37 protein-coding genes are annotated in these 23,613 nt (G+C 66.0%); 29 read left to right on the top strand and 8 right to left on the bottom strand.

The genetic code is table 11. The annotated features are described in order from the left end of the window. Positions 1-25 precede the first annotated feature (25 nt). The gene (locus LX88_RS01965; RefSeq protein WP_258946164.1) at positions 26-307 is read right to left on the bottom strand and encodes a DUF4287 domain-containing protein; all 282 of its coding nucleotides are present in this window, start codon (positions 305-307) and stop codon (positions 26-28) included. 39 nt (positions 308-346) lie between these two features. Next, the gene (locus LX88_RS01960) at positions 347-1,447 is read right to left on the bottom strand and encodes a DUF418 domain-containing protein (RefSeq protein ID WP_258946163.1); all 1,101 of its coding nucleotides are present in this window, start codon (positions 1,445-1,447) and stop codon (positions 347-349) included. A 147-nt stretch (positions 1,448-1,594) separates the two neighbouring features. Here LX88_RS01960 and LX88_RS01955 point away from each other — a divergent pair, with 147 nt between their 5' ends. Continuing rightward, positions 1,595-2,170, top strand: a complete 576-nt coding sequence (locus LX88_RS01955; protein WP_258946162.1) for a TetR/AcrR family transcriptional regulator — start codon at positions 1,595-1,597, stop codon at positions 2,168-2,170. Here the strand turns inward: LX88_RS01955 and LX88_RS43460 are convergent. The 6 genes from LX88_RS43460 to LX88_RS01925 all read right to left on the bottom strand — a co-directional run bounded on the left by LX88_RS43460 (position 2,167) and on the right by LX88_RS01925 (position 5,324). After that, positions 2,167-2,604, bottom strand: a complete 438-nt coding sequence (locus LX88_RS43460) for a hypothetical protein (protein ID WP_090065876.1) — start codon at positions 2,602-2,604, stop codon at positions 2,167-2,169. The two genes, LX88_RS01955 and LX88_RS43460, sit on opposite strands and share 4 nt — an antisense overlap. Continuing rightward, entirely contained in the window at positions 2,601-3,047 is a 447-nt protein-coding gene (locus LX88_RS01945; protein WP_258946161.1) for a hypothetical protein, read from the bottom strand. Before LX88_RS01945 ends, LX88_RS43460 begins: the two co-directional genes overlap by 4 nt. Before the next feature lie 90 nt (positions 3,048-3,137). Then, a complete protein-coding gene (locus tag LX88_RS01940) occupies positions 3,138-3,452 on the bottom strand; it encodes a TFIIB-type zinc ribbon-containing protein (protein ID WP_258946160.1) in 315 nt (104 codons plus the stop codon). Positions 3,453-3,492: 40 nt separating this feature from the next. Next, positions 3,493-4,317: a phosphotransferase family protein gene (locus LX88_RS01935; RefSeq protein WP_258946159.1), complete on the bottom strand. Its 825-nt coding sequence runs from the start codon at positions 4,315-4,317 to the stop codon at positions 3,493-3,495. A 42-nt stretch (positions 4,318-4,359) separates the two neighbouring features. Beyond that, positions 4,360-4,809: an LppU/SCO3897 family protein gene (locus tag LX88_RS01930; RefSeq protein WP_258946158.1), complete on the bottom strand. Its 450-nt coding sequence runs from the start codon at positions 4,807-4,809 to the stop codon at positions 4,360-4,362. Further along, a complete protein-coding gene (locus tag LX88_RS01925) occupies positions 4,806-5,324 on the bottom strand; it encodes a hypothetical protein (RefSeq protein WP_258946157.1) in 519 nt (172 codons plus the stop codon). Before LX88_RS01925 ends, LX88_RS01930 begins: the two co-directional genes overlap by 4 nt. A gap of 302 nt (positions 5,325-5,626) precedes the next feature. On the opposite strand from LX88_RS01925, the gene rpsL reads away from it, so the two are divergent. The 28 genes from rpsL to map all read left to right on the top strand — a co-directional run bounded on the left by rpsL (position 5,627) and on the right by map (position 23,543). Continuing rightward, the gene (gene rpsL / locus LX88_RS01920; protein ID WP_030473471.1) at positions 5,627-6,001 is read left to right on the top strand and encodes a 30S ribosomal protein S12; all 375 of its coding nucleotides are present in this window, start codon (positions 5,627-5,629) and stop codon (positions 5,999-6,001) included. Beyond that, a complete protein-coding gene (gene rpsG, locus LX88_RS01915; RefSeq protein WP_030478293.1) occupies positions 6,001-6,471 on the top strand; it encodes a 30S ribosomal protein S7 in 471 nt (156 codons plus the stop codon). Before rpsL ends, rpsG begins: the two co-directional genes overlap by 1 nt. A gap of 77 nt (positions 6,472-6,548) precedes the next feature. Continuing rightward, positions 6,549-8,651 (top strand): elongation factor G, encoded by a 2,103-nt coding sequence (gene fusA / locus LX88_RS01910; RefSeq protein ID WP_258946156.1) that lies wholly within the window; start codon positions 6,549-6,551, stop codon positions 8,649-8,651. A gap of 147 nt (positions 8,652-8,798) precedes the next feature. After that, entirely contained in the window at positions 8,799-9,992 is a 1,194-nt protein-coding gene (gene tuf / locus LX88_RS01905; protein ID WP_030478295.1) for an elongation factor Tu, read from the top strand. Between the two features lie 587 nt (positions 9,993-10,579). Beyond that, a complete protein-coding gene (rpsJ, locus tag LX88_RS01900) occupies positions 10,580-10,885 on the top strand; it encodes a 30S ribosomal protein S10 (protein ID WP_003938093.1) in 306 nt (101 codons plus the stop codon). A 27-nt stretch (positions 10,886-10,912) separates the two neighbouring features. Continuing rightward, a complete protein-coding gene (gene rplC, locus LX88_RS01895) occupies positions 10,913-11,563 on the top strand; it encodes a 50S ribosomal protein L3 (RefSeq protein WP_030478296.1) in 651 nt (216 codons plus the stop codon). Further along, entirely contained in the window at positions 11,563-12,249 is a 687-nt protein-coding gene (gene rplD, locus LX88_RS01890) for a 50S ribosomal protein L4 (protein WP_372511156.1), read from the top strand. Before rplC ends, rplD begins: the two co-directional genes overlap by 1 nt. Then, positions 12,246-12,545 carry a 50S ribosomal protein L23 gene (gene rplW / locus LX88_RS01885; protein WP_090065868.1) on the top strand — a complete coding sequence of 100 codons (300 nt, stop codon included), beginning with the start codon at positions 12,246-12,248 and terminating at the stop codon, positions 12,543-12,545. The genes rplD and rplW overlap by 4 nt, the downstream gene beginning before the upstream one ends. Before the next feature lie 19 nt (positions 12,546-12,564). Further along, positions 12,565-13,398: a 50S ribosomal protein L2 gene (rplB, locus tag LX88_RS01880; protein WP_030478299.1), complete on the top strand. Its 834-nt coding sequence runs from the start codon at positions 12,565-12,567 to the stop codon at positions 13,396-13,398. 18 nt (positions 13,399-13,416) lie between these two features. Continuing rightward, positions 13,417-13,698 (top strand): 30S ribosomal protein S19, encoded by a 282-nt coding sequence (gene rpsS / locus LX88_RS01875; RefSeq protein WP_030478300.1) that lies wholly within the window; start codon positions 13,417-13,419, stop codon positions 13,696-13,698. Positions 13,699-13,732: 34 nt separating this feature from the next. Next, positions 13,733-14,131, top strand: a complete 399-nt coding sequence (rplV, locus tag LX88_RS01870) for a 50S ribosomal protein L22 (RefSeq protein ID WP_030478301.1) — start codon at positions 13,733-13,735, stop codon at positions 14,129-14,131. Beyond that, positions 14,131-14,964: a 30S ribosomal protein S3 gene (gene rpsC / locus LX88_RS01865; RefSeq protein ID WP_258946155.1), complete on the top strand. Its 834-nt coding sequence runs from the start codon at positions 14,131-14,133 to the stop codon at positions 14,962-14,964. The genes rplV and rpsC overlap by 1 nt, the downstream gene beginning before the upstream one ends. Before the next feature lie 3 nt (positions 14,965-14,967). Continuing rightward, positions 14,968-15,387, top strand: coding sequence for a 50S ribosomal protein L16 (gene rplP, locus LX88_RS01860; RefSeq protein WP_030478303.1), 420 nt, complete (start codon positions 14,968-14,970; stop codon positions 15,385-15,387). Continuing rightward, on the top strand, positions 15,387-15,629 hold the full coding sequence (gene rpmC, locus LX88_RS01855; protein ID WP_258946154.1) for a 50S ribosomal protein L29: 243 nt from the start codon (positions 15,387-15,389) through the stop codon (positions 15,627-15,629). Before rplP ends, rpmC begins: the two co-directional genes overlap by 1 nt. After that, the gene (rpsQ, locus tag LX88_RS01850) at positions 15,626-15,907 is read left to right on the top strand and encodes a 30S ribosomal protein S17 (RefSeq protein WP_053733143.1); all 282 of its coding nucleotides are present in this window, start codon (positions 15,626-15,628) and stop codon (positions 15,905-15,907) included. Before rpmC ends, rpsQ begins: the two co-directional genes overlap by 4 nt. Positions 15,908-15,992: 85 nt before the next feature. Then, on the top strand, positions 15,993-16,361 hold the full coding sequence (gene rplN / locus LX88_RS01845; RefSeq protein ID WP_030478306.1) for a 50S ribosomal protein L14: 369 nt from the start codon (positions 15,993-15,995) through the stop codon (positions 16,359-16,361). Between the two features lie 2 nt (positions 16,362-16,363). Next, positions 16,364-16,678: a 50S ribosomal protein L24 gene (rplX, locus tag LX88_RS01840; protein ID WP_090065866.1), complete on the top strand. Its 315-nt coding sequence runs from the start codon at positions 16,364-16,366 to the stop codon at positions 16,676-16,678. Between the two features lie 2 nt (positions 16,679-16,680). Then, positions 16,681-17,244: a 50S ribosomal protein L5 gene (gene rplE, locus LX88_RS01835; protein ID WP_090065865.1), complete on the top strand. Its 564-nt coding sequence runs from the start codon at positions 16,681-16,683 to the stop codon at positions 17,242-17,244. A gap of 4 nt (positions 17,245-17,248) precedes the next feature. After that, positions 17,249-17,434, top strand: coding sequence for a type Z 30S ribosomal protein S14 (locus LX88_RS01830; RefSeq protein ID WP_030473455.1), 186 nt, complete (start codon positions 17,249-17,251; stop codon positions 17,432-17,434). A gap of 126 nt (positions 17,435-17,560) precedes the next feature. Then, positions 17,561-17,959 carry a 30S ribosomal protein S8 gene (rpsH, locus tag LX88_RS01825; RefSeq protein WP_030478309.1) on the top strand — a complete coding sequence of 133 codons (399 nt, stop codon included), beginning with the start codon at positions 17,561-17,563 and terminating at the stop codon, positions 17,957-17,959. Between the two features lie 12 nt (positions 17,960-17,971). Continuing rightward, positions 17,972-18,511, top strand: coding sequence for a 50S ribosomal protein L6 (rplF, locus tag LX88_RS01820; RefSeq protein ID WP_045309814.1), 540 nt, complete (start codon positions 17,972-17,974; stop codon positions 18,509-18,511). A gap of 1 nt (position 18,512) precedes the next feature. After that, positions 18,513-18,914 carry a 50S ribosomal protein L18 gene (rplR, locus tag LX88_RS01815; protein WP_030478311.1) on the top strand — a complete coding sequence of 134 codons (402 nt, stop codon included), beginning with the start codon at positions 18,513-18,515 and terminating at the stop codon, positions 18,912-18,914. A 34-nt stretch (positions 18,915-18,948) separates the two neighbouring features. Next, complete coding sequence (gene rpsE / locus LX88_RS01810) at positions 18,949-19,557, top strand: 30S ribosomal protein S5 (RefSeq protein ID WP_053733140.1); 609 nt, start codon at positions 18,949-18,951, stop codon at positions 19,555-19,557. Between the two features lie 2 nt (positions 19,558-19,559). Next, positions 19,560-19,745 carry a 50S ribosomal protein L30 gene (gene rpmD, locus LX88_RS01805; protein ID WP_030478313.1) on the top strand — a complete coding sequence of 62 codons (186 nt, stop codon included), beginning with the start codon at positions 19,560-19,562 and terminating at the stop codon, positions 19,743-19,745. Continuing rightward, complete coding sequence (gene rplO, locus LX88_RS01800; protein WP_030478314.1) at positions 19,742-20,185, top strand: 50S ribosomal protein L15; 444 nt, start codon at positions 19,742-19,744, stop codon at positions 20,183-20,185. Before rpmD ends, rplO begins: the two co-directional genes overlap by 4 nt. A gap of 662 nt (positions 20,186-20,847) precedes the next feature. Continuing rightward, the gene (gene secY, locus LX88_RS01795; RefSeq protein WP_090074434.1) at positions 20,848-22,158 is read left to right on the top strand and encodes a preprotein translocase subunit SecY; all 1,311 of its coding nucleotides are present in this window, start codon (positions 20,848-20,850) and stop codon (positions 22,156-22,158) included. After that, positions 22,159-22,707, top strand: a complete 549-nt coding sequence (locus tag LX88_RS01790; protein WP_090074342.1) for an adenylate kinase — start codon at positions 22,159-22,161, stop codon at positions 22,705-22,707. It begins immediately after the preceding gene. Positions 22,708-22,766: 59 nt separating this feature from the next. Continuing rightward, positions 22,767-23,543: a type I methionyl aminopeptidase gene (map, locus tag LX88_RS01785; RefSeq protein WP_090015408.1), complete on the top strand. Its 777-nt coding sequence runs from the start codon at positions 22,767-22,769 to the stop codon at positions 23,541-23,543. Positions 23,544-23,613 lie beyond the last annotated feature (70 nt).

Here is a 23,613-nt window from a genome sequence, read left to right as displayed (position 1 = left end):
CGGGGACCCCTGCTTTGGCCTGCCGTCAGCGGTTGGCGATGCCGTCCAGGTGGAGCGTTGTCGAGGCGTCTCGGTGGCTGCCTGTGGTGCCCACGTGCTTCTCGGTGATCTGCGCGCCGTTTTTCAGCACGTGGTAGAGCGCCATGCCGTGGCCTCGGCCCAGGTCGTAGTCGGTCTTCAGCCACTCCAGGACCACGCCTGCCTTCGTGGTGCCGTCGAAGCCGCGTTCTGCGGCTGCCGTCAGCAGTTCGGCCGGGGTTTTGCCGGTCTTCTTCTCCGCGCCGTCGAGGTAGGCCTGGAAGGACATCGTGGTCTCCGTTCGTCGTGATGACCAAAGCCTAGACAACTATTGCTGTACGGACAAGATTTGTTTTCGGCAAGATCGGTAGGTGAGTCTGCGGAGGAGGGTCTCGGCTGGGCCGGGGCGGTTGGCGTGGTGCAGGGCGTTGGCCAGCAGGACGGTGGCCAGCCAGGTGCAGAGCGCGATGCCAGAGGCTGCTGCTGTTCCCAGTTCTGTGCCTTGGCCGCCCGTGTATGGGGCGAAGATCGCTACGAACACCACGGACTGCAGCAGGTAGCAGGTCAGGGAGCGTTGTCCGCAGGCTGCCAGGGCTGTCAGCACTGGGCCTTGGGTGGTGGTGCGGGCTGCGATCACGCCCGTCAGTGCTGCGTAGCCGAGGCCTCCTGCCAGGCCGGTCAGGCCGTGCAGGGTGTAGGCCGGGACGGACAGGGTGGCGGGAACGCCTGTCCAGACCTGGGCGTCCAGCAATGCCAGCGGCAGGCCGCCCAGGGCGGCGGTGCTGATGCCGGCGGCCGCTGTGGCGCGCAGTGTTCGGAGGTGCCGGTTCGGGCTGGTCAGCAGGTGGCGGCGGGCTGCCCAGGTGCCGACCAGGAACGGGACGATCAGTTCGATCAGCAGGAACGGTGTGAGGGTGGACCACTGGGTCAGGCGGTCGGTCAGGGCTGTGATCGGGTCGGTGGCGGAGGTCATGCCTGACGGGCCGCCGAAGGTGGCTATCTGCAGGCCGGTCAGGGTGATCGCGGTGGCGTGGACGAGCAGCCATCCGGTGGCGAGCATGACCAATGAGCGGTCGCGCCAGCGCAGTGTGCTGGTCAGCAGGAGGCCGGCCAAGCCGTAGGCGGCGAGGATGTCGCCGAAGAACAGCAGTAGGGCGTGGCAGGCGCCGAACGCCAGCAGCCAGCGGCTTCGTCTGCGCAACAAGCTGCGAGTTCGGTGCCAGTCGCTGGTTTGTTTGCCGGCGATCTGTGTGAGGCCGTAGCCGAACAGTGCGGCGAACATCGGCATGGCGCGGCCGTCCACGAAGGTGACCTGCAGGCCGGTGACCAGCAGGTCCCAGGGGCTGCCGTCGGTTGCGTAGGCGCGGAAGCCCGTCGGGTGGCCGGACAGGTACATGTGGGCGTGGGCCAGTGCGATCAGCAGGAGCATCGCGCCTCGTGCCAGATCGGGTGCCAGTGCGCGACCCGGCTCGGGTGCGGCGGAGGATGTGGACATTGAGGACCCCAGTTGGATACGGCTGCGTAGCTTATTGGGGCGTTAAGATACGGCACCGTAGCTTGCAAGGGAAGGTGGCGCGTGACGTCGGAGCGGCGGCGCGGGGAAGTGCTGGTTCGCGCCATTCACGAAGCGGCCCTGGCCGAGCTGGTCGAGGTCGGTCTTGGACAGGTCAGCATGGAGGGTGTTGCGCGTCGGGCCGCCACGGCGAAGACCGTGCTCTACCGGCGGTGGGCCTCGACCCACGAGTTGCTGCTCGATGCGTTGGCGCAGGCGCATCCGGTGGAGGTTCCGGCGCCGGGCGCGGACGACCTGCGTGCTGATCTCATCGGCGCACTCACGTTGCTGACGGACTGGATGCGGACTCCGGCGGCGGCTGCCGTGTCGGCGATCCTGGCTGAGCGGGACCGGCATCCGGAGTTGGTGGAAGCCCTGTACCGCCGGGTGTTCGACCCGAGGGGTGCCACGTTCACCACGACGGTGCTGCGGCACTACGCCGACAGCGGGCGGGTGGATCCTCGGCGGTTGACGTTCGTGACCACGCAGATCGGTGAGGCGTTGGTGTTCAAGCTGTCCATCGACCTCGGGCGCGTGCCGGACGCCAGTGAAGTGGCGGCGATCGTGGACGAGGCGATCCTGCCCGCGCTCGGGCTCTAGCGGCGGCGGGCTCGGGCCAGGGCTCGGGCGCGGATGACCAGGTCGTCCACCAGGTGCTCGTCCACCAGGGGTGGGATGCCGGACTCGTCGGTGCAGCAGCGCGGTTTGGTGCGCTTCTCCGAGAGGCGGGGGCGGACGCCTGCCATCTCGTAGAGGGCTTCGTAGAGGTCCAGGCCCGGGTCGTCGTCGTGTGGACCCACCAGGAGTACCCACACGACTTCGGGGGAGGGGAAGGCGACCACTGCCCGGTCGGCGCCTCTGAGGTGCTTCACGCACAGGCGGGGTAGGGGTTCCGGGCCCGTCACGCGGTAGCCCAGGGCCGCGCAGCCCGAGTGGGCGAGTTCGTCCAGGAAGCGTTCGTAGGCGACGCGGGCTCGGCCGCGCAGGCCGTTCGCCTGGGCGTGCGCGGTGGGGGTCTCGACTACCTGGATCAAGCTGAGCGGACCACGCGTCCCTTGCCGCTGCGCATCTCGTCGAGGGACGAGGCGAGGTCGGAGCGGTCCAGCAGTGACTGGTCGCTCAGGCGGCGGTGGACCTCGTCGATGAGACCGCGGGTCTTGCCGGCGCGGCGGAGGTCGGACACCAGGTGGAGGACCTCGTGCAGGCGCACGGTGTCGAGCAGCATGCGCGGTTCCTGGCTGTGGATGGCGAGCACGCCTTCGCGAGCCCAGGCCTTCACGGTCTTCTCGGTGAGGTCGAGCAGTTCGCCTGCCACCACGGGACGGACCGGCGGGGCTTGGCGAAGGGTCTTGGCCACCACGCCGTCGAGGCGGCGACGGCGTTCGTCGCCCTCCGACAGGGATGACGCGACGGCTTCGAGCTCTTCGATCGTGTCGAAGAGGTCTCGGATGTGGGCGGCCTCGGTCGCGACGGACATGGCAACTCCTCCCGTTGACTACCGATTATCCACCTGTTTCTCGGTAGTCGTCAACGGCCCCGAACCAGAGATCCGGGGCCGTCGCGCACATCAGGAGGAGAAGAAGAGACCACCGAGGCCGCGGTGCTTGCGGTGGCCGTAGCCGCCGCCGTAGCCCGCGTGACCGCCGTGGTGGTGGTGGACCTGCTGCGGCGCGGCACCCCAGGCGGGCTGGGCCGGCTGCGGGTAGGCAGCGGGCGGCGGCGCTGCGACGGGCGGAGGGGCCTGCATCTGGGCCTCGAGGCGCGTGATCGACTCGAGCTCGCCGTAGTCGAGGAAGACCCCGCGGCAGCCGTCGCACTGCTCGATGTGAACGCCCATGCGGTCGAACGTGCGCATGTTCGCATGACACTTGGGACACTGCATCGTGGTGAGCCTCCTGCGGTGGGACCGGACAAAAACGATATTAGCCGCGGTCACTGCTCTCGTGCGTCGCGACGATCCGACGACAGGCTTCAACCAGCGGTTCCACTGCCTGCAACCCGGACATGAGTGCCCGAGCCGCCATCTGCACAACGTACGCCTGAGCCGGGATGTTGAGTGCTTCCCATTCAGATGTCGGCAGAGCCACGCCACCCGTTTCACGGTAGGTGTTGAGGAACCGCGCCCACAGGTCGTCGGGCAGCACCCCCGCGGCGAACAAAGCCGCAGGTCGCGCCAAGTCCCAGACCGGATCGCCGACCCCCAGGTCGTCCACGTCGATGAGCCGCCAGGCACCCCGGTGCACCAACTGCCCGAGATGCCAATCGCCGTGGATCAACGCACGGCCATTCATGTCCAACGGCGGCAAGACTTCGTAAGCGCGCAACACCACGTCTGCATGCGGCACGTCCGGCGGCAACGCTTCAATAGCGCGCACAATCCGTTCCGGCGTACCGGCCACGGGCCCTCGCACGGGCAATGCGTGCAGCTTCGCCAGCAGTGCCGCGCTCTCCTCCCACGGCGCGCCGTCGGGATCCGCCTGACTCACCGGCGTCCCGTACGGCCACAGCGTCACCGGCCGGTCGTCCACGAACTGCAACGGCTTCAACGGCGGCAGCATCAACTCGGGATGCGCCGCCGCGATCTCCAGCCGTTGCTCGAGAGCCTCGACGTCGGTGTCCGCGGGCAACGCCTTGGCCACCACGTCGCCGACACGCACCACCACGACCTCGCCGCGGTCACCGCCGAGCACCTCGGGGTCGGCGGAAGAGCCGGTCAGCGAGGCCATCGCCCTGATCAGGTCGTCCACGCGCACAGTGAATCAGGCCTGCACGTGCGCAAGGCCGTGGCCTCAGCGAGCGATGCAGATAGTCCTCACCGGCTGCGGGTACGTCTTGGCGTCGTCAGCGCCGCACAGCGCCCTGTCCGACTTGCCGTCGACGACCTTCGTGACCTTGCGCGTCCCGGTCTCGCACACCACCCGTTCGAAGTACTGGTTGACCGCCTTGAGGCAGTCGCCCTCCTGCACGTTGAGGACGTAGCAGAGCCGCGTCTTGCCGTTCGTCCTCGACCGCCCGGACGACTCGGTCAGGTAGTCGCCGGCCGGGCACATCGTGCGGCGCTCACGCGAAGACACGCGGTACATGGCCTCTTGGGACGAACAGTCCACTTCGGCCATCTCGACGTTAGTGTTGCCGAGGTCGACCGGTTTCGCGCACTCGCCGACGCCGGCCTGCTCGTGCCAGCCGGAGCAGCCGGACAGCACGAGGACCAGAGCAGCGAGCAGAGTGGCGGTTCTCACGGCTTCTTCATGCAGATGGTGCGGGCCGGTTCGGAGAACGTGAGCGAGATCTCCGGGTTCTTGCACTTCGACTTGTCGGACACGTCCTGGTGGTTTTCCTCGACCTTGAGCGCGCCGGGCTGTTCGCAGTCGCCGCGGACGAAGACCGGCTGGCTCGTGTTGCGGAACTGCTTGGACACGAAGCACACCCCAGCGTTCAAGGCCGGCAGGTAGCAGGTCTTCTCGTCGCCCCTGGCCACCGCCGTGTAGTCGCCGGGCGGGCAGGCCGATTCGATCGCGCCGACCTCGAACTCCCTGCCCGTCGATCTCGAGCTCCGCCCGGCGCCACTGCACCTGACCTCCTCGAACGTCAGGTCGGCTGCGGCGTGGTCGACCTGCTTGACGCACTCTCCGACCTGGGGGTTCGGTGCGAGTTCGAGCCAGCCGAAGTAGGCGAGCGGCACGACGAGCACCAGGCCGAAGAAGATGGCGACAGCACGGTAGTACCACTTCTCGAAGCCGCGTTCCTGTGACAACGCCGTTCCCCCTGGAAAGATCTTGACGGAGCACGCCATGTCTAGCGCAGGGCCGGATGCGGTACCCCCGTTTTGACCCAGGTAGACGTGGGCGGGTATCTTTGCTACCTGTGCCCGACCCATGTCGGGCCGCTCCGCGTGCCCGTGAGGCCGCGGTGACCTCCACTCGCAGGGGCAGTTGAACTGTTGCCTGTGGACCTTGGGAGCGGGCGACACGCCCGACCTCGGGTGCAGAGAGGGATCAAGAAACACGAGGGTGGACCGGAAGGCGAACCCTCAAAGACGGAAGAAGCAGCCGGCGAATGCCAACGATCCAGCAGCTGGTCCGCAAGGGCCGCCAGGACAAGGTGGCCAAGCAGAAGACGGCGGCCCTCAAGGGCTCGCCGCAGCGGCGCGGTGTGTGCACCCGCGTTTACACCACCACCCCCAAGAAGCCGAACTCCGCACTGCGCAAGGTCGCTCGCGTCAAGCTGACCAGCGGTATCGAGGTCACGGCCTACATCCCCGGTGAGGGTCACAACCTCCAGGAGCACTCGATGGTGCTCGTGCGCGGCGGTCGTGTGAAGGACCTGCCGGGTGTTCGCTACAAGATCATCCGTGGCTCTCTCGACACGCAGGGTGTCAAGAACCGCAAGCAGGCTCGCAGCCGCTACGGCGCGAAGAAGGAGAAGAGCTAATGCCCCGCAAGGGACCGGCCCCGAAGCGGCCGCTTATCTCTGACCCGGTGTACAGCTCGCCGCTCGTGACCCAGCTCATCAACAAGGTGCTGGTCGACGGTAAGCGCTCCGTGGCCGAGAAGATCGTCTACGAAGCCCTCGAAGGTGCTCGCGAGAAGACCGGTACCGACCCGGTCGTCACGCTGAAGCGCGCCCTGGACAACGTGAAGCCGTCGCTGGAGGTCAAGAGCCGCCGCGTCGGTGGTGCGACCTACCAGGTGCCGATCGAGGTCAAGCCGGGCCGTTCGACCACGCTGGCGCTGCGCTGGCTGATCACCTTCTCCCGGCAGCGCCGTGAGAAGACGATGGTCGAGCGTCTGATGAACGAGCTGCTCGATGCGAGCAACGGCCTCGGTGCGAGCGTCAAGCGCCGTGAGGACACGCACAAGATGGCCGAGTCCAACAAGGCCTTCGCCCACTACCGCTGGTGATCTGACGCCCGGTCTCGGTGAGACCGGGCTCTCCCAGCCCTAGTGAGCGCCACAAGCTCAAGACAGGGGAAAGACCCGTGGCACAGGACGTGCTCACTGATCTTGCCAAGGTCCGCAACATCGGGATCATGGCCCACATCGACGCGGGCAAGACCACGACGACTGAGCGGATCCTCTTCTACACGGGGATCAGCTACAAGATCGGCGAGGTGCACGACGGCGCTGCCGTGATGGACTGGATGGAGCAGGAGCAGGAGCGCGGCATCACGATCACGTCGGCCGCGACGACCTGCTTCTGGAAAGACCACCAGATCAACCTGATCGACACGCCTGGCCACGTCGACTTCACCGTCGAGGTCGAGCGCAACCTGCGCGTCCTCGACGGCGCCGTTGCCGTCTTCGACGGCAAGGAGGGCGTCGAGCCGCAGTCCGAGCAGGTCTGGCGGCAGGCGACCAAGTACGACGTCCCGCGCATCTGCTTCGTCAACAAGATGGACAAGCTCGGCGCGGACTTCTACTTCACGATCAAGACGATCCAGGACCGGCTCGGCGCCAAGCCGCTGCCGCTCCAGATCCCGATCGGCTCCGAGAGCGAGTTCATCGGTGTCGTCGACCTGATCGAGATGCGCGCGCTCACGTGGCGTGGCGAGGTCTCGAAGGGTGAGGACTACGCGATCGAGGAGATCCCCGCGGATCTGCTCGAGAAGGCCCAGGAGTTCCGCGAGCAGCTGCTCGAGGCCGTCGCCGAGACCGACGACGACCTGACCGAGAAGTTCTTCGACCAGGGCGACCTGTCCGTCGAGGAGATCAAGGCCGGCCTCCGCAAGATCGTCGCCGCGGGTTCCGCGTACCCGATCCTGTGTGGCTCCGCGTTCAAGAACAAGGGCGTCCAGCCCATGCTCGACGCGGTCATCGACTACCTGCCGTCGCCGCTCGACCTCCCGCCGGTCGAGGGCACGCTGCAGGACGGCGAGACCGTCGTGAAGCGCAGCCCGTCCACGGACGAGCCGTTCTCCTCGCTGGCCTTCAAGATCGCCGTGCACCCGTTCTTCGGCAAGCTGACCTACATCCGGGTCTACTCGGGCAAGGTCGCTGCGGGCACCCAGGTCATCAACGCGACCAAGGACCGCAAGGAGCGCATCGGGAAGATCTTCCAGATGCACGCCAACAAGGAGAACCCGGTCACCGAGGCCATCGCGGGCCACATCTACGCCGTGATCGGTCTCAAGGACACCACGACCGGTGAGACCTTGTGCGACCCGCAGCACCCGATCGTGCTCGAGTCGATGACCTTCCCCGAGCCCGTCATCCAGGTGGCCATCGAGCCCAAGACGAAGGCGGACCAGGAGAAGCTCGGCACCGCGATCCAGAAGCTGGCCGAGGAGGACCCGACGTTCCGGGTCAACCTCGACCAGGAGACGGGCCAGACCATCATCGCCGGCATGGGCGAGCTCCACCTGGACATCCTGGTGGACCGCATGCGCCGCGAGTTCAAGGTCGAGGCCAACATCGGCAAGCCTCAGGTGGCGTACCGGGAGACCATCCGCCGTGCGGTGGAGAAGTACTCCTACACCCACAAGAAGCAGACCGGTGGCTCCGGCCAGTTCGCGAAGGTGCTCGTCACCGTCGAGCCGCTGGAGAAGAAGGAAGACGGCGCGCTCTACGAGTTCGTCAACGCCGTCACCGGTGGTCGCATCCCGCGTGAGTACATCCCGTCGGTCGACGCGGGTGCACAGGACGCGCTGCAGTACGGCGTGCTGGCGGGCTACCCGCTGGTCGGCGTGAAGGTGACGCTGCTCGACGGCGCCTACCACGAGGTCGACTCCTCGGAAATGGCGTTCAAGATCGCTGGTTCGATGGCCCTCAAGGAAGCCGCCCGTCAGGCGTCTCCCGCGATCCTCGAGCCGCTGATGGCCGTCGAGGTCACGACGCCCGAGGAGTACATGGGCGACGTGATCGGCGACCTGAACTCCCGCCGTGGCCAGATCCAGGCCATGGAGGAGCGCAGCGGTATCCGTGTCGTCAAGGCACTGGTCCCGCTGTCGGAAATGTTCGGGTACGTGGGTGACCTGCGGTCGAAGACCCAGGGTCGCGCCAACTACTCGATGGTGTTCGACTCCTACGCAGAGGTTCCCGCGAACGTCTCGAAGGAGATCATCGCGAAGGCGACCGGGGAATAGTCCCCAACCGGAGCACCGCAGTTCCACCGCGGGCTCTCCGGGGGTGAATCCCTGGGGTCCGCATTTTCCGACCCTGACGTGTAGTCCGGCGGGTGGCCACCAGATACCCGCCGGACCAGCAAAAAAGAAGTCCAGGAGGACAATCCAGTGGCCAAGGCGAAGTTCGAGCGGACGAAGCCGCACGTCAACATCGGCACCATCGGTCACATCGACCATGGCAAGACCACGCTGACCGCGGCGATCTCCAAGGTTCTGCACGACGCGTTCCCCGATGTCAACGCCTCGTTCGCGTTCGACCAGATCGACAAGGCGCCGGAAGAGAAGCAGCGCGGCATCACGATCTCGATCGCGCACATCGAGTACCAGACGGAGAACCGTCACTACGCGCACGTCGACTGCCCCGGGCACGCCGACTACATCAAGAACATGATCACCGGTGCGGCGCAGATGGACGGCGCCATCCTCGTGGTCGCGGCGACCGACGGTCCCATGCCGCAGACGAAGGAGCACGTCCTCCTGGCCCGCCAGGTCGGCGTTCCCTACATCGTTGTCGCCCTGAACAAGGCCGACATGGTGGACGACGAGGAGATCCTGGAGCTCGTCGAGCTCGAGGTCCGCGAGCTGCTCTCCGAGTACGAGTTCCCGGGCGACGACCTGCCGGTCGTGCGCGTTTCGGCGCTGAAGGCGCTGGAGGGCGACGAGACCTGGGGCAAGTCCGTTCTCGAGCTCATGGCCGCCGTTGACTCGGCGATCCCGGAGCCGGAGCGCGACACCGAGAAGCCGTTCCTCATGCCCGTCGAGGACGTCTTCACGATCACCGGCCGCGGCACCGTGGTGACCGGTCGTATCGAGCGCGGCATCATCAACGTGAACTCCGAGATCGAGATCGTCGGAATCAAGGAGACGTCGAAGAAGACGACCGTCACCTCGATCGAGATGTTCAAGAAGTTCCTCGACGAGGGCCGCGCCGGCGACAACGCCGCGCTGCTGCTCCGTGGCATCAAGCGCGAGGAGGTGGAGCGCGGCATGGTCATCGTCAAGCCGGGCACCACGACCCCGCACACCGAGTTCACCGCGCAGGTCTACATCCTGTCGAAGGACGAGGGTGGCCGCCACACGCCGTTCTTCAACAACTACCGTCCCCAGTTCTACTTCCGGACGACGGACGTGACCGGCGTTGTGACGCTGCCCGAGGGCACCGAGATGGTCATGCCGGGTGACACCACCGGTATGGACGTCAAGCTGATCCAGCCGATCGCCATGGACGAGGGCCTCCGCTTCGCGATCCGCGAGGGTGGCCGCACCGTCGGCGCCGGCTCGGTCACCAAGATCCTCAAGTGATCTAGCTCCACCAGTTCGGCGTGAAGCCGGGCCAGCGATCTTCGTTGGCCCGGCTTTCGTCGTCAAGAAAGAAATTGTGCGGCAGCTCACGTCGGGCTGTCGCCGGCGCGCGGGTGAAGAGCCGTCGTCGGGAACCCGTTGCCGGACAATGAAACCGGCGCGGCCGTCGCTCCACATGCGACGGACGGCAGCGGCTCGCAGGCCAAGATCCGCACGTGATCTGGGTCCAAGTCACCCGCCCCGATTTGGAGTGCCCCACGCTCGTGTGGCATTCTTTACGGGTTGCTCGATGAAGGCCGGGTCGCATCCGTGCGTCCCCGAGTCCTTCTAACCGAGCGTCCGCGCCCTGTTAGTGAACGCCTCCTTGCGGAGATGGGCATCAGGGTGCATGGGCTGTGTGGTAGGCCCAATCCCACCGGGGAGACCTTGAGTGGGACCGGTATGCGCACCGGGCGCGACACGCCCGACCGCGTGGACCGGGCACCATGACACTTCAACAGGGGCGGAGCGCGCCAAGAGGCTGTAAAAGGCCTCATCCGAGGCACCGCCCGCAGCGGTTACGAGAAGCAGAGGAACGGCAAGCCATTATGGCGGGACAAAAGATCCGCATCCGGCTCAAGGCCTACGACCACGAAGCGATCGACGCGTCTGCGCGCAAGATCGTGGAGACCGTGACGCGCACCGGCGCTCGGGTCGTCGGGCCTGTGCCGCTGCCCACTGAGAAGAACGTGTACTGCGTCATCCGCTCGCCGCACAAGTACAAGGACTCGCGCGAGCACTTCGAGATGCGCACGCACAAGCGGTTGATCGACATCCTCGACCCGACGCCGAAGACGGTTGACGCGCTCATGCGCATCGACCTGCCGGCCAGCGTCGACGTCAACATCCAGTAAGCGTTGGGCGCGGAGAGTAACGAACCAATGTCTGACAGGCAGATGAAGGGCATCCTGGGCACCAAGCTCGGCATGACTCAGGTCTTCGACGAGAACAACCGGGTTGTCCCGGTGACCGTCGTCAGGGCTGAGCCCAATGTCGTGACCCAGGTTCGCACCGAAGAGAAGGACGGCTACACCGCCGTCCAGCTGGCGGCCGGCGCGATTGACCCGCGCAAGGTCAACAAGCCCGTCGCGGGCCACTTCGCCAAGGCCGGGGTCACGCCCCGTCGCCACCTGGTGGAGCTGCGCACGGCGGACGCCAGCGAGTACACGGTCGGCCAGGAGATCACCGCTGAGGTGTTCGAGGCCGGCGCTGTTGTCGACATCACCGGCACCAGCAAGGGCAAGGGCACCGCAGGTGTCATGAAGCGCCACAACTTCAAGGGCCTCGGCTCCAGCCACGGCACCCAGCGCAAGCACCGCTCGCCGGGTTCCATCGGTGGCTGTGCCACGCCTGGTCGCGTCTTCAAGGGTCTGCGCATGGCTGGCCGCATGGGCCACGAGCGCGTCACGACCCAGAACCTGAAGGTGCACAAGATCGACGTGGAGAACGGGCTGCTGCTCATCAAGGGCGCGGTTCCCGGACCCAAGGGCGGTCTCGTGTTCGTCAAGACTGCTGCGAAGGGCGGTGCCTGATGTCGACTGTTGAGATCCGCACCCCGGACGGCAAGACCGCCGGCTCCGTCGAGCTGCCGGCTTCCGTCTTCGACGCGCAGGCCAACGTCGCGCTGCTCCACCAGGTCGTCGTGGCCCAGCAGGCCGCCGCGCGCCAGGGCACGCACTCGACGAAGACCCGCGGCGAGGTGTCCGGCGGTGGCAAGAAGCCTTACCGCCAGAAGGGCACCGGCCGTGCCCGCCAGGGTTCGACCCGTTCGCCGCAGTTCGTCGGCGGTGGCGTCGTCCACGGCCCGCAGCCGCGCGACTACTCGCAGCGGACGCCCAAGAAGATGAAGGCCGCCGCTCTGCGTGGCGCCCTCTCCGACCGGGCTCGCGCCAACCAGGTCCACGTCGTGTCCGGCCTGGTGGACGGGGACACCCCGTCGACCAAGACCGCGCGCAAGGTCCTGGAGTCGGTCACCCAGGCTCGTCGCGTTCTCGTGGTGCTCAACCGCACCGACGAGGTCGCGTGGGTCAGCGTGCGGAACCTTCAGCACGTGCACGTGATCGCGCCCGACCAGCTCAACACCTACGACGTGCTCGTCAATGACGACGTGGTGTTCACCAAGGACTCGCTCGACGTGTTCCTCGCCAGCAAGGCCCAGCAGGGTTCTGGCTCGGCCGAGGCCACGGCGACCGTCGTGGACGAGGAGGGTTCCAAGTGATCCCCGACCACAGGGACATCTTGCTCGCGCCGGTGATCTCCGAGAAGTCCTACGGGCTGCTCGAAGAGAACAAGTACACCTTCTTGGTGGCGCCGGGTTCGAACAAGACCCAGATCAAGATTGCCGTGGAGAAGGTCTTCGGCGTCAAGGTCGTCAGCGTCAACACCATCAACCGCCAGGGCAAGCGCAAGCGGACCAAGAGCGGTTTCGGCAAGCGCAAGGACACGAAGCGCGCGATCGTCACGCTGTCGGCTGACAGCAAGTCGATCGAGATCTTCGGCGGCCCTGCCGCCTGATGACGAGGACTGCGTAGAGATGGGCATTCGCAAGTACAAGCCGACGACGCCTGGTCGTCGCGGTGCGAGCGTCTCCGACTTCGCCGAGATCACTCGGTCGACTCCGGAGAAGTCGCTGATCCGCCCGCTGCACAAGCTGGGTGGACGCAACGCGTCGGGCAAGATCACCACGCGTCACAAGGGCGGCGGTCACAAGCGGGCTTACCGCCTGATCGACTTCCGTCGCAACGACAAGGACGGCGTGCCGGCCAAGGTCGCTCACATCGAGTACGACCCCAACCGCACCGCGCGCATCGCGCTGCTGCACTACGCAGACGGCGAGAAGCGCTACATCATCGCCCCGGAGAAGCTCAAGCAGGGTGACACGGTTGAGAACGGCCCCAAGGCCGACATCAAGCCGGGTAACAACCTGCCGCTGCGCAACATCCCGGTCGGTTCCGTGATCCACGCGATCGAGCTCCGCCCCGGTGGCGGCGCGAAGATGGCTCGCTCGGCTGGTGCCTCGGTCCAGCTCGTGGCGAAGGACGGTCCGTACGCCCAGCTGCGGTTGCCCTCGGGCGAAATCCGCAACGTGGACGTGCGCTGCCGCGCCACGCTCGGCGAGGTCGGCAACAAGGACCACCAGAACATCAACTGGGGCAAGGCCGGCCGCATGCGGTGGAAGGGCAAGAAGCCCACCGTCCGCGGTGTCGCCATGAACCCCGTTGACCACCCGCATGGTGGTGGTGAGGGTAAGACCTCCGGTGGTCGCCACCCGGTGAACCCGGCTGGTAAGCCCGAGGGTCGTACCCGCCGCCGTAAGCCAAGCGACAAGCTCATCGTCCGGCGTCGTCGCACCGGTAAGAAGCGCTGAGCAGGGAGGGAGTGAAGGATGCCTCGCAGCCTTAAGAAGGGTCCCTTCGTCGACGACCACCTGCTCAAGAAGGTGGACGTTCAGAACGAAGCGGGCAAGAAGACCGTCATCAAGACGTGGTCCCGCCGCTCCACGATCATCCCGGACATGCTGGGTCACACCATCGCGGTGCACGACGGCCGCAAGCACGTCCCGGTGTTCGTGACCGAGGCGATGGTCGGGCACAAGCTGGGCGAGTTCGCCCCGACCCGCACCTTCAAGGGCCACATCAAGGACGACCGGAAGTCTCGTCGCCGCTAGGCGTCGAACTGAGAAGAGCAAGGGAAAAGCAGCGATGAACGCCCGTAAGGACGCTGAGGCGCAGGAGTTTCCGCGCGCCGTGGCTCGGGCTCGCTACGTCCGCGACACCCCCATGAAGGTCCGTCGCGTCGTCGAGCTCATCAAGGGTCGTAACGCAAGCGAGGCCCTGGCCGTGCTCCAGTTCGCGCCCCAGGCCGCTTCTGAGCCGGTCGCGAAGGTGCTCGCCAGCGCCATGGCCAATGCCGAGAACAACATGTCCCTGGACCCCTCGACCCTCTGGGTTGCGGTGGCCTACGTGGACGAGGGTCCGACCCTCAAGCGTTTCCGCCCGCGTGCCCAGGGCCGCGCGTACCGGATCCGCAAGCGGACGAGCCACATCACCATCGAGGTGGAGTCTCGTCCCAAGAAGACCAGCGTGAAGGGAACGCGGTAGTGGGCCAGAAGATCAACCCGCACGGCTTCCGGCTGGGGATCACCACCGACTGGAAGTCCCGCTGGTACGCAGACAAGCAGTACGCCGAGTACGTGGCGGAGGACGTCAAGATCCGCCGCCTGCTCAGCAAGGGCATGGAGCGTGCCGGCATCTCCAAGGTGGAGATCGAACGGACCCGTGACCGGGTGCGCGTCGACATCCACACCGCCCGGCCGGGCATCGTCATCGGCCGTCGTGGTGCCGAGGCGGACCGCATCCGCGGTGAGCTGGAGAAGCTCACCAAGAAGCAGGTCCAGCTGAACATCCTCGAGGTCAAGAGCCCCGAGTCGGACGCGCAGCTCGTGGCACAGGGTGTCGCCGAGCAGCTGTCCAACCGCGTCGCCTTCCGGCGCGCGATGCGCAAGGCCATTCAGTCGGCCATGCGTTCGCCGCAGGTCAAGGGCATTCGCGTGCAGTGCGGCGGTCGCCTCGGCGGCGCCGAGATGTCCCGCTCGGAGCACTACCGCGACGGCCGCGTGCCGCTGCACACGCTCCGCGCCAACATCGACTACGGCTTCTTCGAGGCCCGCACCACGTTCGGCCGTATCGGCGTGAAGGTGTGGATCTACAAGGGCGACATCGTCGGTGGAATCTCGGCCAAGCGCGCGCTCGACGCGGCCCCGGCTCAGGCCGACCGCGGCGCCCCGCGCCGCGACCGTGCTGAGCGTCCGAACCGGGCCCGTCGCTCCGGTGCCAGCGGCACCACCGCGACGAGCACCGAGGCCGGCCGTGCCGCAGCTGGCGCTTCGGCGTCGGCCGAGGCCCCGGCTTCTGCAGAGAAGACGGAGAGCTGAGCCATGCTCATCCCTCGTAGGGTCAAGCACCGCAAGCAGCACCACCCGAAGCGGTCGGGCGCTGCCAAGGGCGGTACGAAGGTCACCTTCGGTGAGTACGGCATCCAGGCTCTCGAGCCTGCCTACGTCACCAACAGGCAGATCGAGTCCGCTCGTATCGCCATCACGCGCCACATCCGTCGTGGCGGCAAGGTCTGGATCAACATCTTCCCGGACCGTCCGCTGACGAAGAAGCCGGCCGAGACCCGCATGGGTTCCGGTAAGGGTTCGCCGGAGTGGTGGGTGGCCAACGTCAAGCCGGGTCGCGTCATGTTCGAGATGGCCTTCCCGAACGAGCAGGTGGCCCGCGAGGCTCTTCGCCGCGCGATCCACAAGCTCCCGATGAAGTGCCGCATCGTTACGCGTGAGGGTGGTGAGTTCTGATGGCAGCGGGTGCTATCGCTTCCGAGCTGCGTGAGCTCACCGAGGAAGAGCTCGTGCTGCGTCTGAAGGAATCGAAGGAAGAGCTGTTCAACCTTCGTTTCCAGATGGCCACGGGCCAGCTCGACAACAACCGGCGTCTGCGCACGGTCCGGCATGACATTGCCCGGATCTACACCGTGATGCGGGAGCGGGAGCTCGGGCTCTCCGTTACGCCGGATTCCACTGGTGAGGGTGCGGCATGACCGAAAGCAACGAAGTCCAGACCGAGAAGCGCAACGACCGCAAGGTCCGTGAGGGCCTCGTCGTGTCCGACAAGATGGACAAGACGATCGTGGTCGCGCTCGAGGACCGCAAGAAGCACCCGCGTTACTCCAAGATCATGCGCTCCACCACCAAGGTGAAGGTGCACGACGAGGAGAACGCGGCGGGCATCGGCGACCGAGTCCTGCTCATGGAGACCCGGCCCCTGTCGGCGACCAAGCGGTGGCGTCTCGTGCAGATCCTCGAGAAGGCCAAGTAGTCCCCAAAAGGGATTAGACACTGTAGACAGACCGAGCCCGTCGGGTCGGAAATCCGGCGGGCCAGGAATGGTCAGGAGCAAGTAAGTGATTCAGCAGGAGTCGCGACTTCGTGTCGCCGACAACACTGGTGCAAAGGAAATCCTTTGCATCCGTGTTCTCGGTGGTTCGGGTCGCCGCTACGCGGGCATCGGCGACATCATCGTCGCGACCGTCAAGGACGCGATCCCCGGTGCCGGTGTGAAGAAGGGTGACGTCGTCAAGGCCGTCATCGTCCGCACCGTCAAGGAGCGCCGTCGTCCGGATGGCTCGTACATCCGCTTCGACGAGAACGCCGCCGTGCTCATCAAAAACGACAACGAGCCCCGCGGTACCCGCATCTTCGGCCCGGTCGGTCGTGAGCTGCGCGACAAGAAGTTCATGAAGATCATCTCGCTGGCTCCGGAGGTGCTCTGACCATGAAGGTGAAAAAGGGCGACACGGTCGTCGTCATCGCCGGCAAGGACAAGGGCGCGAAGGGCAAGGTCATCCAGGCCTACCCGGAGAACGGCAAGGTCCTGGTCGAGGGCGTCAACCGGATCAAGAAGCACACCAAGATCACGCAGACCCAGCGGGGCGCGCAGTCTGGTGGCATCGTGACCCAGGAAGCTCCGATCAACGTCTCCAACGTGATGGTGGTCGACTCGGACGGCAAGCCGACCCGTGTTGGTTACCGGACGAACGACGAGGGCAAGCGGGTCCGCATTTCCCGTCGTAACGGGAAGGACATCTGATCATGACTACCGCAGAGAAGATCATCCCGCGGCTCAAGACGCGCTACCGCGACGAGGTGAAGGCCGAACTGCAGAAGCAGTTCGACTTCTCCAACGTCATGCAGATCCCGGGCGTCGTGAAGGTCGTCGTCAACATGGGTGTCGGCGACGCCGCCCGTGACGGCAAGCTGATCGAGGGTGCCGTCAGGGACCTGTCGATCATCACCGGCCAGCGTCCCGAGGTCCGCCGGGCCCGCAAGTCCATCGCGCAGTTCAAGCTGCGTGAAGGCATGCCGATCGGCGCGCGCGTCACGCTGCGCGGCGACCGCATGTGGGAGTTCCTCGACCGTCTGCTGACGATCGCGCTGCCCCGTATCCGCGACTTCCGCGGCCTCTCGGGCAAGCAGTTCGACGGCAACGGCAACTACACGTTCGGTCTGAACGAGCAGTCGATGTTCCACGAGATCGACCCGGACGCTATCGACCGGCCTCGCGGCATGGACATCACCGTCGTCACCACCGCCACGAACGACGAGGAGGGCCGGGCGCTGCTGAAGCACCTGGGCTTCCCGTTCAAGGAGAACTGACTCGATGGCCAAGAAGGCGTTGATCAACAAGGCCGCGAAGAAGCCGAAGTTCAAGGTCCGGGGTTACACCCGGTGCCAGCGTTGCGGCCGCCCCCACGCGGTGTTCCGCAAGTTCGGCCTCTGCCGGATCTGCCTGCGCGAGATGGCTCACCGCGGTGAGCTGCCTGGCGTGAGCAAGTCCAGCTGGTAATTCCAAAAGCTTCATTACTTCGCTGTAGGCCCGCACACGACCGTCCTGTCCTCTCCCCGCCGGGGGAGAGGGCGGGTCTGGACCCTGAGCCGGTGAACCGCAGCGAGAAAGGTTGACCAGGTCACCATGACGATGACCGATCCCATCGCAGACATGCTCACTCGTCTGCGGAACGCGAACTCGGCTTACCACGACAAGGTCGTGATGCCGCACTCCAAGATCAAGGCGAACATCGCCGAGATCCTCAAGCGCGAGGGCTACATCGCCTCGTACCGCGACGAGGACGGCGAGGTGGCCAAGAACCTGGTCGTCGAGCTGAAGTACGGCCCGAACCGTGAGCGCAGCATCGCCGGCCTCCGCCGCGTGTCCAAGCCCGGTCTGCGTGTGTACGCGAAGTCCACTGGCCTGCCCCGAGTTCTCGGTGGCCTCGGCGTGGCGATCATTTCGACCTCTGGCGGTCTCATGACCGACCGTCAGGCCAACAAGGCAGGCGTGGGCGGAGAAGTCCTCGCCTACGTTTGGTAAGGGGGAGTAGACATGTCGCGCATCGGTAAGCAGCCGATCATTGTCCCCTCCGGGGTCGACGTGAACATCGCCGGTCAGGACGTCAGCATCAAGGGCCCCAAGGGTCTCCTGACGCTCACGCTCGCTGAGCCGATCATCGTCGAGAAGGCCGAAGACGGCACTCTCGAGGTCAAGCGCCCGAACGACGAGCGGCGCAACCGCGCGCTCCACGGCCTGTCGCGCACTCTCGTGCACAACATGGTCGTCGGCGTGACCCAGGGTTACGAAAAGAAGATGGAAATCCACGGCGTCGGTTACCGCGTCGCGCTCAAGGGCTCTGAGCTCGAGTTCGCGCTCGGTTACTCGCACCCCGTCAAGGTGGAGGCCCCCGCGGGCATCACCTTCGCGGTCGAGACCCCGACCCGTTTCTCCGTCTCGGGTATCGACAAGCAGCTGGTCGGTGAGGTTGCCGCCAACATCCGCAAGCTGCGCAAGCCCGACCCGTACAAGGGTAAGGGCGTCCGGTACTCGGGCGAGAAGATCCGTCGCAAGGTCGGAAAGACGGGTAAGTGACATGAGCGAGTCGACTGTTACGAAGCGCAAGCCGGTGGGCAAGGACATCTCCACCAGGCGTCGTGTTGCGAAGGCCCGTCGCCACTTCCGCCTCCGCAAGAAGGTCAACGGCACCGCCGAGCGTCCGCGCCTGGCCGTGCACCGTTCGTCGAAGCACATCACCGTGCAGATCATCGACGACCTGAAGGGCCACACGATCGCGGCTGCTTCCTCCATGGAAGCCGACGTCCGTGCCCTGGACGGCGACAAGAAGGCCCGTGCGGCCAAGGTCGGCCAGCTGGCCGCGGCCCGCGCCAAGGACGCCGGCGTCACGGCGGTCGTGTTCGACCGCGGTGGCAACGCGTACCACGGCAGGATCGCTGCTCTGGCGGATGCCGCTCGCGAGGCGGGGCTGGAGTTCTGACAATGATCATTTCTGGAATTGAGAGGGACGCCTGATGCCAGGACGTACGCGTCGCGAAGGCGGCGGGGGCGAGCGCGGAGAGCGCCGCGACCGTCGTGACGGCGGCCGCGGCGGCGCGGCCCAGGAGAAGACCCCCCACCTCGAGCGCGTGGTTGCGATCAACCGCGTCTCCAAGGTGGTCAAGGGTGGTCGTCGCTTCAGCTTCACCGCGCTCGTCGTGGTGGGTGACGGCGACGGCATGGTCGGCGTCGGTTACGGCAAGGCCAAGGAAGTTCCCGCGGCCATCGCCAAGGGTGTCGAGGAAGCGAAGAAGAACTTCTTCCGCGTGCCTCGCATCGCCGGCACCATCCCCCACCCGATCCAGGGTGAGAAGGCCGCTGGTGTGGTCCTGCTGCGTCCGGCCTCGGCCGGTACCGGTGTCATCGCGGGTGGCGCTGTCCGCGCCGTCCTCGAGTGCGCCGGCGTGCACGACGTGCTGTCGAAGTCGCTCGGCTCCGACAACGCGATCAACATCGTGCACGCGACCGTGGCGGCCCTCAAGGGCCTGCAGCGTCCGGAAGAGGTCGCGGCTCGTCGTGGCCTGCCCCTCGAGGACGTCGCCCCCGCCGGCATGATCCGCGCTCGCGCGGGCCAGGGGGTCTGATCATGGCTCAGCTCAAGATCACCCAGGTGAAGAGCACCATCGGTACCAAGCACAACCACCGCGAGTCGATGCGCACCCTCGGGCTGCGCAAGATCCGCCAGTCGGTCGTGCGTGAGGACACCCCCCAGGTTCTCGGCTTGATCAACGCCGTGCGTCACCTGGTGGTTGTCGAGGAGGTCCAGTCGTGACCATCAAGATTCACGATCTGCGTCCGGCCCCCGGCGCCAAGACCGCCAAGACCCGCGTCGGTCGTGGTGAGGGCTCCAAGGGCAAGACCGCCGGCCGCGGTACGAAGGGCACGGGCGCTCGCAAGAACGTCTCGCCGCGCTTCGAAGGTGGCCAGATGCCGCTGCACATGCGGCTCCCGAAGCTCAAGGGCTTCAAGAACCCGTTCCGCACCGAGTACCAGGTCGTGAACGTCTCCTCGATCGCTGCCTCCTTCCCGGAGGGCGGCTCGGTGGACGTTCCCGCACTGGTGCTGGCCGGGCTGGTCCGCAAGGGCTCGCTCGTCAAGGTGCTGGGTGACGGCGACGTCAGCGTGAAGCTGGACGTCACGGCTGACAAGTTCTCCAAGACCGCTGTGGAGAAGTTGGCGGCTGCTGGTGGGTCTTCCACCGTGGCTTCCTGATTGCCGCTGGTAGATGTCTGAAGGGCCCTGAGGCTTTGCCTCGGGGCCCTTTGGCGTCTCCGGGGGTTGGGACGCGGGTTTGTGCTGTGGGGCGGCGAGTGGGCGGGTGGTCACCTTGCAGGCGGCCTTGCGGTTGCGTCCGTTTTCCTGGGGCTCTGCCCCCAGACCTCCGGCAATCTGATCGGGGGTGGCGCCGTGGGTGGGTTGATGGCACGCCTGTTGCGTTGGGCGGCTGCCTGTTGCGTTGAGGGTGCGTTGTGACGGGACCCCACCGCCCTGACCGCGCGGTAAGGACAGCTCGCCTTCGGCATCGCGTGCGGGGGACGGCTCGCCTTCGGCTTCGCGGTGGTTGGGTCGGGTTCGCTTTGCGGGTATTTCCTGAGGAACTTTTGGGCTGTCGCTGACGTTCGCGGACGGCGTAATCGCTGGTCCTAGCACGGATTTACTGGGGCTGCTACCCCGGATGGCCTAGTGGATCGGTCAGAGATCAACGAGTTGGAACCTGTGATTGGCCACTGGGTACGGGCTGGTCCTGGAGGGCTGTTAGAGTCGCGGGCTGAACCCGGATGTCCTCCGGGTTGCTTGGTCGTGGCTACCTGACTCGGCCTGCCAACTACCGCATGTGCCGGTCCCTGGGGGTCGGCAACGCTCAGGAGGTTCGCGTGCTCGGCGCATTCCGCTCGGCTCTCGCGACGCCGGATCTACGCAAGAAGATCCTGTTCACGCTCGGGATCATCATTGTGTATCGGCTTGGCGCGACCATGCCCGCGCCGGGCGTTTCCTTCAAGAACGTGCGCGCGTGTGCTGAACAGCTTGAAGGTCAGAACATCTACTCGCTGATCAACCTGTTCAGCGGTGGTGCGTTGCTCAACCTGTCCGTGTTCGCGCTGGGCATCATGCCCTACATCACCGCGAGCATCATCATTCAGCTGCTCACCGTGGTCATCCCGCGGTTCGAGCAGTTGAAGAAGGAAGGCCAGGCTGGTCAGGGCAAGCTGACGCAGTACACGCGTTACCTGACGATCGGGCTCGCGATCCTGCAGTCCACCGGTCTCGTCGCCCTCGCGGTGCGCGGGCAGCTGTTCGGTGAGTGCGACCAGGACGTCATCCCGAACAAGGACAGCATCTTCACGCTGATCGTGCTGGTCATCACCATGACCGCCGGTACCTCGGTCATCATGTGGCTGGGTGAGCTGATCACCGAGAAGGGCATCGGCAACGGCATGTCGTTGCTGATCTTCACCGGTATCGCCGCCCGCATCCCGGCCGAGGGCAAGAACATCCTCGACAAGAGCGGCCTCACCTTCGCGCTCGTCGTCGTGGCAGCCCTGATCATCATCGCGAGCGTCATCTACGTCGAGCAGGCTCAGCGTCGCATTCCGGTGCAGTACGCCAAGCGCATGATCGGCCGCCGCATGTACGGCGGTACGTCGACGTACCTGCCCCTCAAGGTGAACCAGGCCGGCGTCATCCCGGTCATCTTCGCCTCTTCGCTGCTGTACCTGCCGGACCTGATCGTGCGCCTCACCCAGGGCACCTCCACCGAGCAGAACTGGTTCTCGACGTTCGTCCAGACCTACCTGGTCAAGCAGTCGAGCTGGGTGCACATCGCCTCGTACTTCCTGCTGATCGTCTTCTTCACGTACTTCTACGTCGGCATCACGTTCAACCCGGACGAGCGTGCTGACGAGATGAAGAAGTTCGGTGGCTTCATCCCCGGCATCCGTCCCGGTCGTCCCACCGCCGAGTACCTCAAGTTCGTCCTGGGCCGCATCACGCTTCCCGGTTCGCTCTACCTCGGCATCGTGGCGATCCTGCCGAACCTGTTCCTGGACCTGACCGGTGACGGCCAGAACCAGAACTTCCCGTTCGGCGGCACCGCGGTTCTGATCATGGTCGGTGTCGGCCTCGACACCGTGAAGCAGATCGAGAGCCAGCTCATGCAGCGCAATTACGAAGGGTTCCTCCGCTAGATGCGACTCGTTCTCGTTGGCCCGCCCGGTGCGGGCAAGGGCACCCAGGCCGAAGTTCTGAGCCGCAAGCTCGGCGTGCCGCACATCTCGACGGGCGACCTCTTCCGGTCACACATCAGCAACCAGACCGAGCTCGGGCTGGAGGTGCAGAGCATCCTCGACGAGGGCGCTCTCGTGCCGGACTCCATCACGAACGAGATGGTGCGCAAGCGCTTGGCCGAGTCCGACGCCGCGGACGGGTTCCTGCTCGACGGGTTCCCCCGCAACGTCGCCCAGGCCGACAAGCTGGGTGAGTTCCTCGCTGTCGGTGGCCACTCGCTCGACGCGGTGCTGGAGTTCCGGGTCGACGAGGACGTCGTGGTGGAGCGGTTGCTCGCACGCGGCCGCACGGACGACAAGGAAGACGTCATCCGGCACCGCCAGCAGGTGTACCGCAACGAGACCGCGCCGCTGCTGAGCTACTACGCGGAGAAGGTCATCTCCATCGACGCGGTAGGCGAGATCGACGAGATCAGCGAACGGGCACTCGCCGCGCTGAACGAGAAGTGACCGGCGGGCTGGTCGACAGGCTCCGTTCCGTCGTCACACGTGCAACAGATCGTGAAGGCATGAGCAAGATCGAGATCAAGACCCGCGGCCAGCTGGAGGCCATGCGCGCCTCCGGCCTGGTCGTGGCACGGGCGTTGCAGAACGTCGTGGACGCGGTGAAGCCCGGGGTCTCCACGTGGGACCTCGACGAGATCGCCGAGCAGACCATCCGCGACGCCGGCGCCGTTCCGTCCTTCAAGGGCTACCACGGCTTCCCGGCGAGCATCTGCGCCTCGGTGAACGAGCAGATCGTCCACGGCATCCCCAGCAAGACGCAGGTGCTGGCCGAGGGCGACCTGATCTCCATCGACTGCGGCGCGATCCTCGACGACTGGCACGGCGACTCGGCCGTGACGGTCGGCGTCGGCGAGCTGTCCCCCGCGGACCACAAGCTGTCCGAGGCGACCAGGCTGTCGATGCTCGCGGGCATCGAGGCCGCGCTGCCCGGCGGCCGGCTGACGGACATCTCGTTCGCCATCGAGTCCTCCGCCATCGAGTCGGGGGAGCGCGACGGCATCGAGTACGGCGTCGTGGCGGACTACGGCGGCCACGGCATCGGCTCCAAGATGCACATGGAGCCGTTCCTGCCGAACTTCGGCAAGCCCGGCAAGGGCCCCAGGCTCAAGGTCGGCATGGCCATCGCGATCGAGCCGATGCTCACGCTCGGCACGGACGACTCCCAGGAGCTGGAGGACGGCTGGACCGTCGTCACGCTCGATGGCACGCGTGCCGCCCACTGGGAGCACAGCGTCGCGATCACCGAGGACGGTCCCTGGGTGCTCACCGCGCCCGAGTAAGGCCAAGTGCCCCAACGTTTTCGGACGTAGCCCCGTTCACCCTCCGGTGAACGGGGCTATTTCGTTTGTC

Origin of the sequence: Lentzea californiensis, from assembly GCF_024648825.1 — a bacterium.
GTDB classification, from domain to species: domain Bacteria; phylum Actinomycetota; class Actinomycetes; order Mycobacteriales; family Pseudonocardiaceae; genus Lentzea; species Lentzea californiensis.
This window is presented reverse-complemented; position numbering and strand designations above follow the sequence as displayed.

Excerpts from the sequence above, each read along its gene's own strand:
- LX88_RS01830 (WP_030473455.1), top strand. The coding sequence starts at position 17,249 with ATGGCCAAGAAGGCGTTGATCAACAAGGCCGCGAAGAAGCCGAAGTTC.
- rpmC (WP_258946154.1), top strand. The coding sequence starts at position 15,387 with ATGGCAGCGGGTGCTATCGCTTCCGAGCTGCGTGAGCTCACCGAGGAA.
- rplR (WP_030478311.1), top strand. The coding sequence starts at position 18,513 with ATGAGCGAGTCGACTGTTACGAAGCGCAAGCCGGTGGGCAAGGACATC.
- rpsS (WP_030478300.1), top strand. The coding sequence starts at position 13,417 with ATGCCTCGCAGCCTTAAGAAGGGTCCCTTCGTCGACGACCACCTGCTC.
- rplX (WP_090065866.1), top strand. The coding sequence starts at position 16,364 with ATGAAGGTGAAAAAGGGCGACACGGTCGTCGTCATCGCCGGCAAGGAC.
- rpsQ (WP_053733143.1), top strand. The coding sequence starts at position 15,626 with ATGACCGAAAGCAACGAAGTCCAGACCGAGAAGCGCAACGACCGCAAG.
- LX88_RS01940 (WP_258946160.1), bottom strand. The coding sequence starts at position 3,452 with ATGCAGTGTCCCAAGTGTCATGCGAACATGCGCACGTTCGACCGCATG.
- rpsL (WP_030473471.1), top strand. The coding sequence starts at position 5,627 with ATGCCAACGATCCAGCAGCTGGTCCGCAAGGGCCGCCAGGACAAGGTG.
- rplV (WP_030478301.1), top strand. The coding sequence starts at position 13,733 with ATGAACGCCCGTAAGGACGCTGAGGCGCAGGAGTTTCCGCGCGCCGTG.
- LX88_RS01945 (WP_258946161.1), bottom strand. The coding sequence starts at position 3,047 with ATGTCCGTCGCGACCGAGGCCGCCCACATCCGAGACCTCTTCGACACG.
- rplD (WP_372511156.1), top strand. The coding sequence starts at position 11,563 with ATGTCGACTGTTGAGATCCGCACCCCGGACGGCAAGACCGCCGGCTCC.
- rpsH (WP_030478309.1), top strand. The coding sequence starts at position 17,561 with ATGACGATGACCGATCCCATCGCAGACATGCTCACTCGTCTGCGGAAC.
- LX88_RS01960 (WP_258946163.1), bottom strand. The coding sequence starts at position 1,447 with ATGCTCCTGCTGATCGCACTGGCCCACGCCCACATGTACCTGTCCGGC.
- rplP (WP_030478303.1), top strand. The coding sequence starts at position 14,968 with ATGCTCATCCCTCGTAGGGTCAAGCACCGCAAGCAGCACCACCCGAAG.
- rplF (WP_045309814.1), top strand. The coding sequence starts at position 17,972 with ATGTCGCGCATCGGTAAGCAGCCGATCATTGTCCCCTCCGGGGTCGAC.
- LX88_RS01965 (WP_258946164.1), bottom strand. The coding sequence starts at position 307 with ATGTCCTTCCAGGCCTACCTCGACGGCGCGGAGAAGAAGACCGGCAAA.
- rplB (WP_030478299.1), top strand. The coding sequence starts at position 12,565 with ATGGGCATTCGCAAGTACAAGCCGACGACGCCTGGTCGTCGCGGTGCG.
- rplE (WP_090065865.1), top strand. The coding sequence starts at position 16,681 with ATGACTACCGCAGAGAAGATCATCCCGCGGCTCAAGACGCGCTACCGC.
- rpmD (WP_030478313.1), top strand. The coding sequence starts at position 19,560 with ATGGCTCAGCTCAAGATCACCCAGGTGAAGAGCACCATCGGTACCAAG.
- rplC (WP_030478296.1), top strand. The coding sequence starts at position 10,913 with ATGTCTGACAGGCAGATGAAGGGCATCCTGGGCACCAAGCTCGGCATG.
- rpsG (WP_030478293.1), top strand. The coding sequence starts at position 6,001 with ATGCCCCGCAAGGGACCGGCCCCGAAGCGGCCGCTTATCTCTGACCCG.
- map (WP_090015408.1), top strand. The coding sequence starts at position 22,767 with ATGAGCAAGATCGAGATCAAGACCCGCGGCCAGCTGGAGGCCATGCGC.
- rpsE (WP_053733140.1), top strand. The coding sequence starts at position 18,949 with ATGCCAGGACGTACGCGTCGCGAAGGCGGCGGGGGCGAGCGCGGAGAG.
- LX88_RS01790 (WP_090074342.1), top strand. The coding sequence starts at position 22,159 with ATGCGACTCGTTCTCGTTGGCCCGCCCGGTGCGGGCAAGGGCACCCAG.
- rpsJ (WP_003938093.1), top strand. The coding sequence starts at position 10,580 with ATGGCGGGACAAAAGATCCGCATCCGGCTCAAGGCCTACGACCACGAA.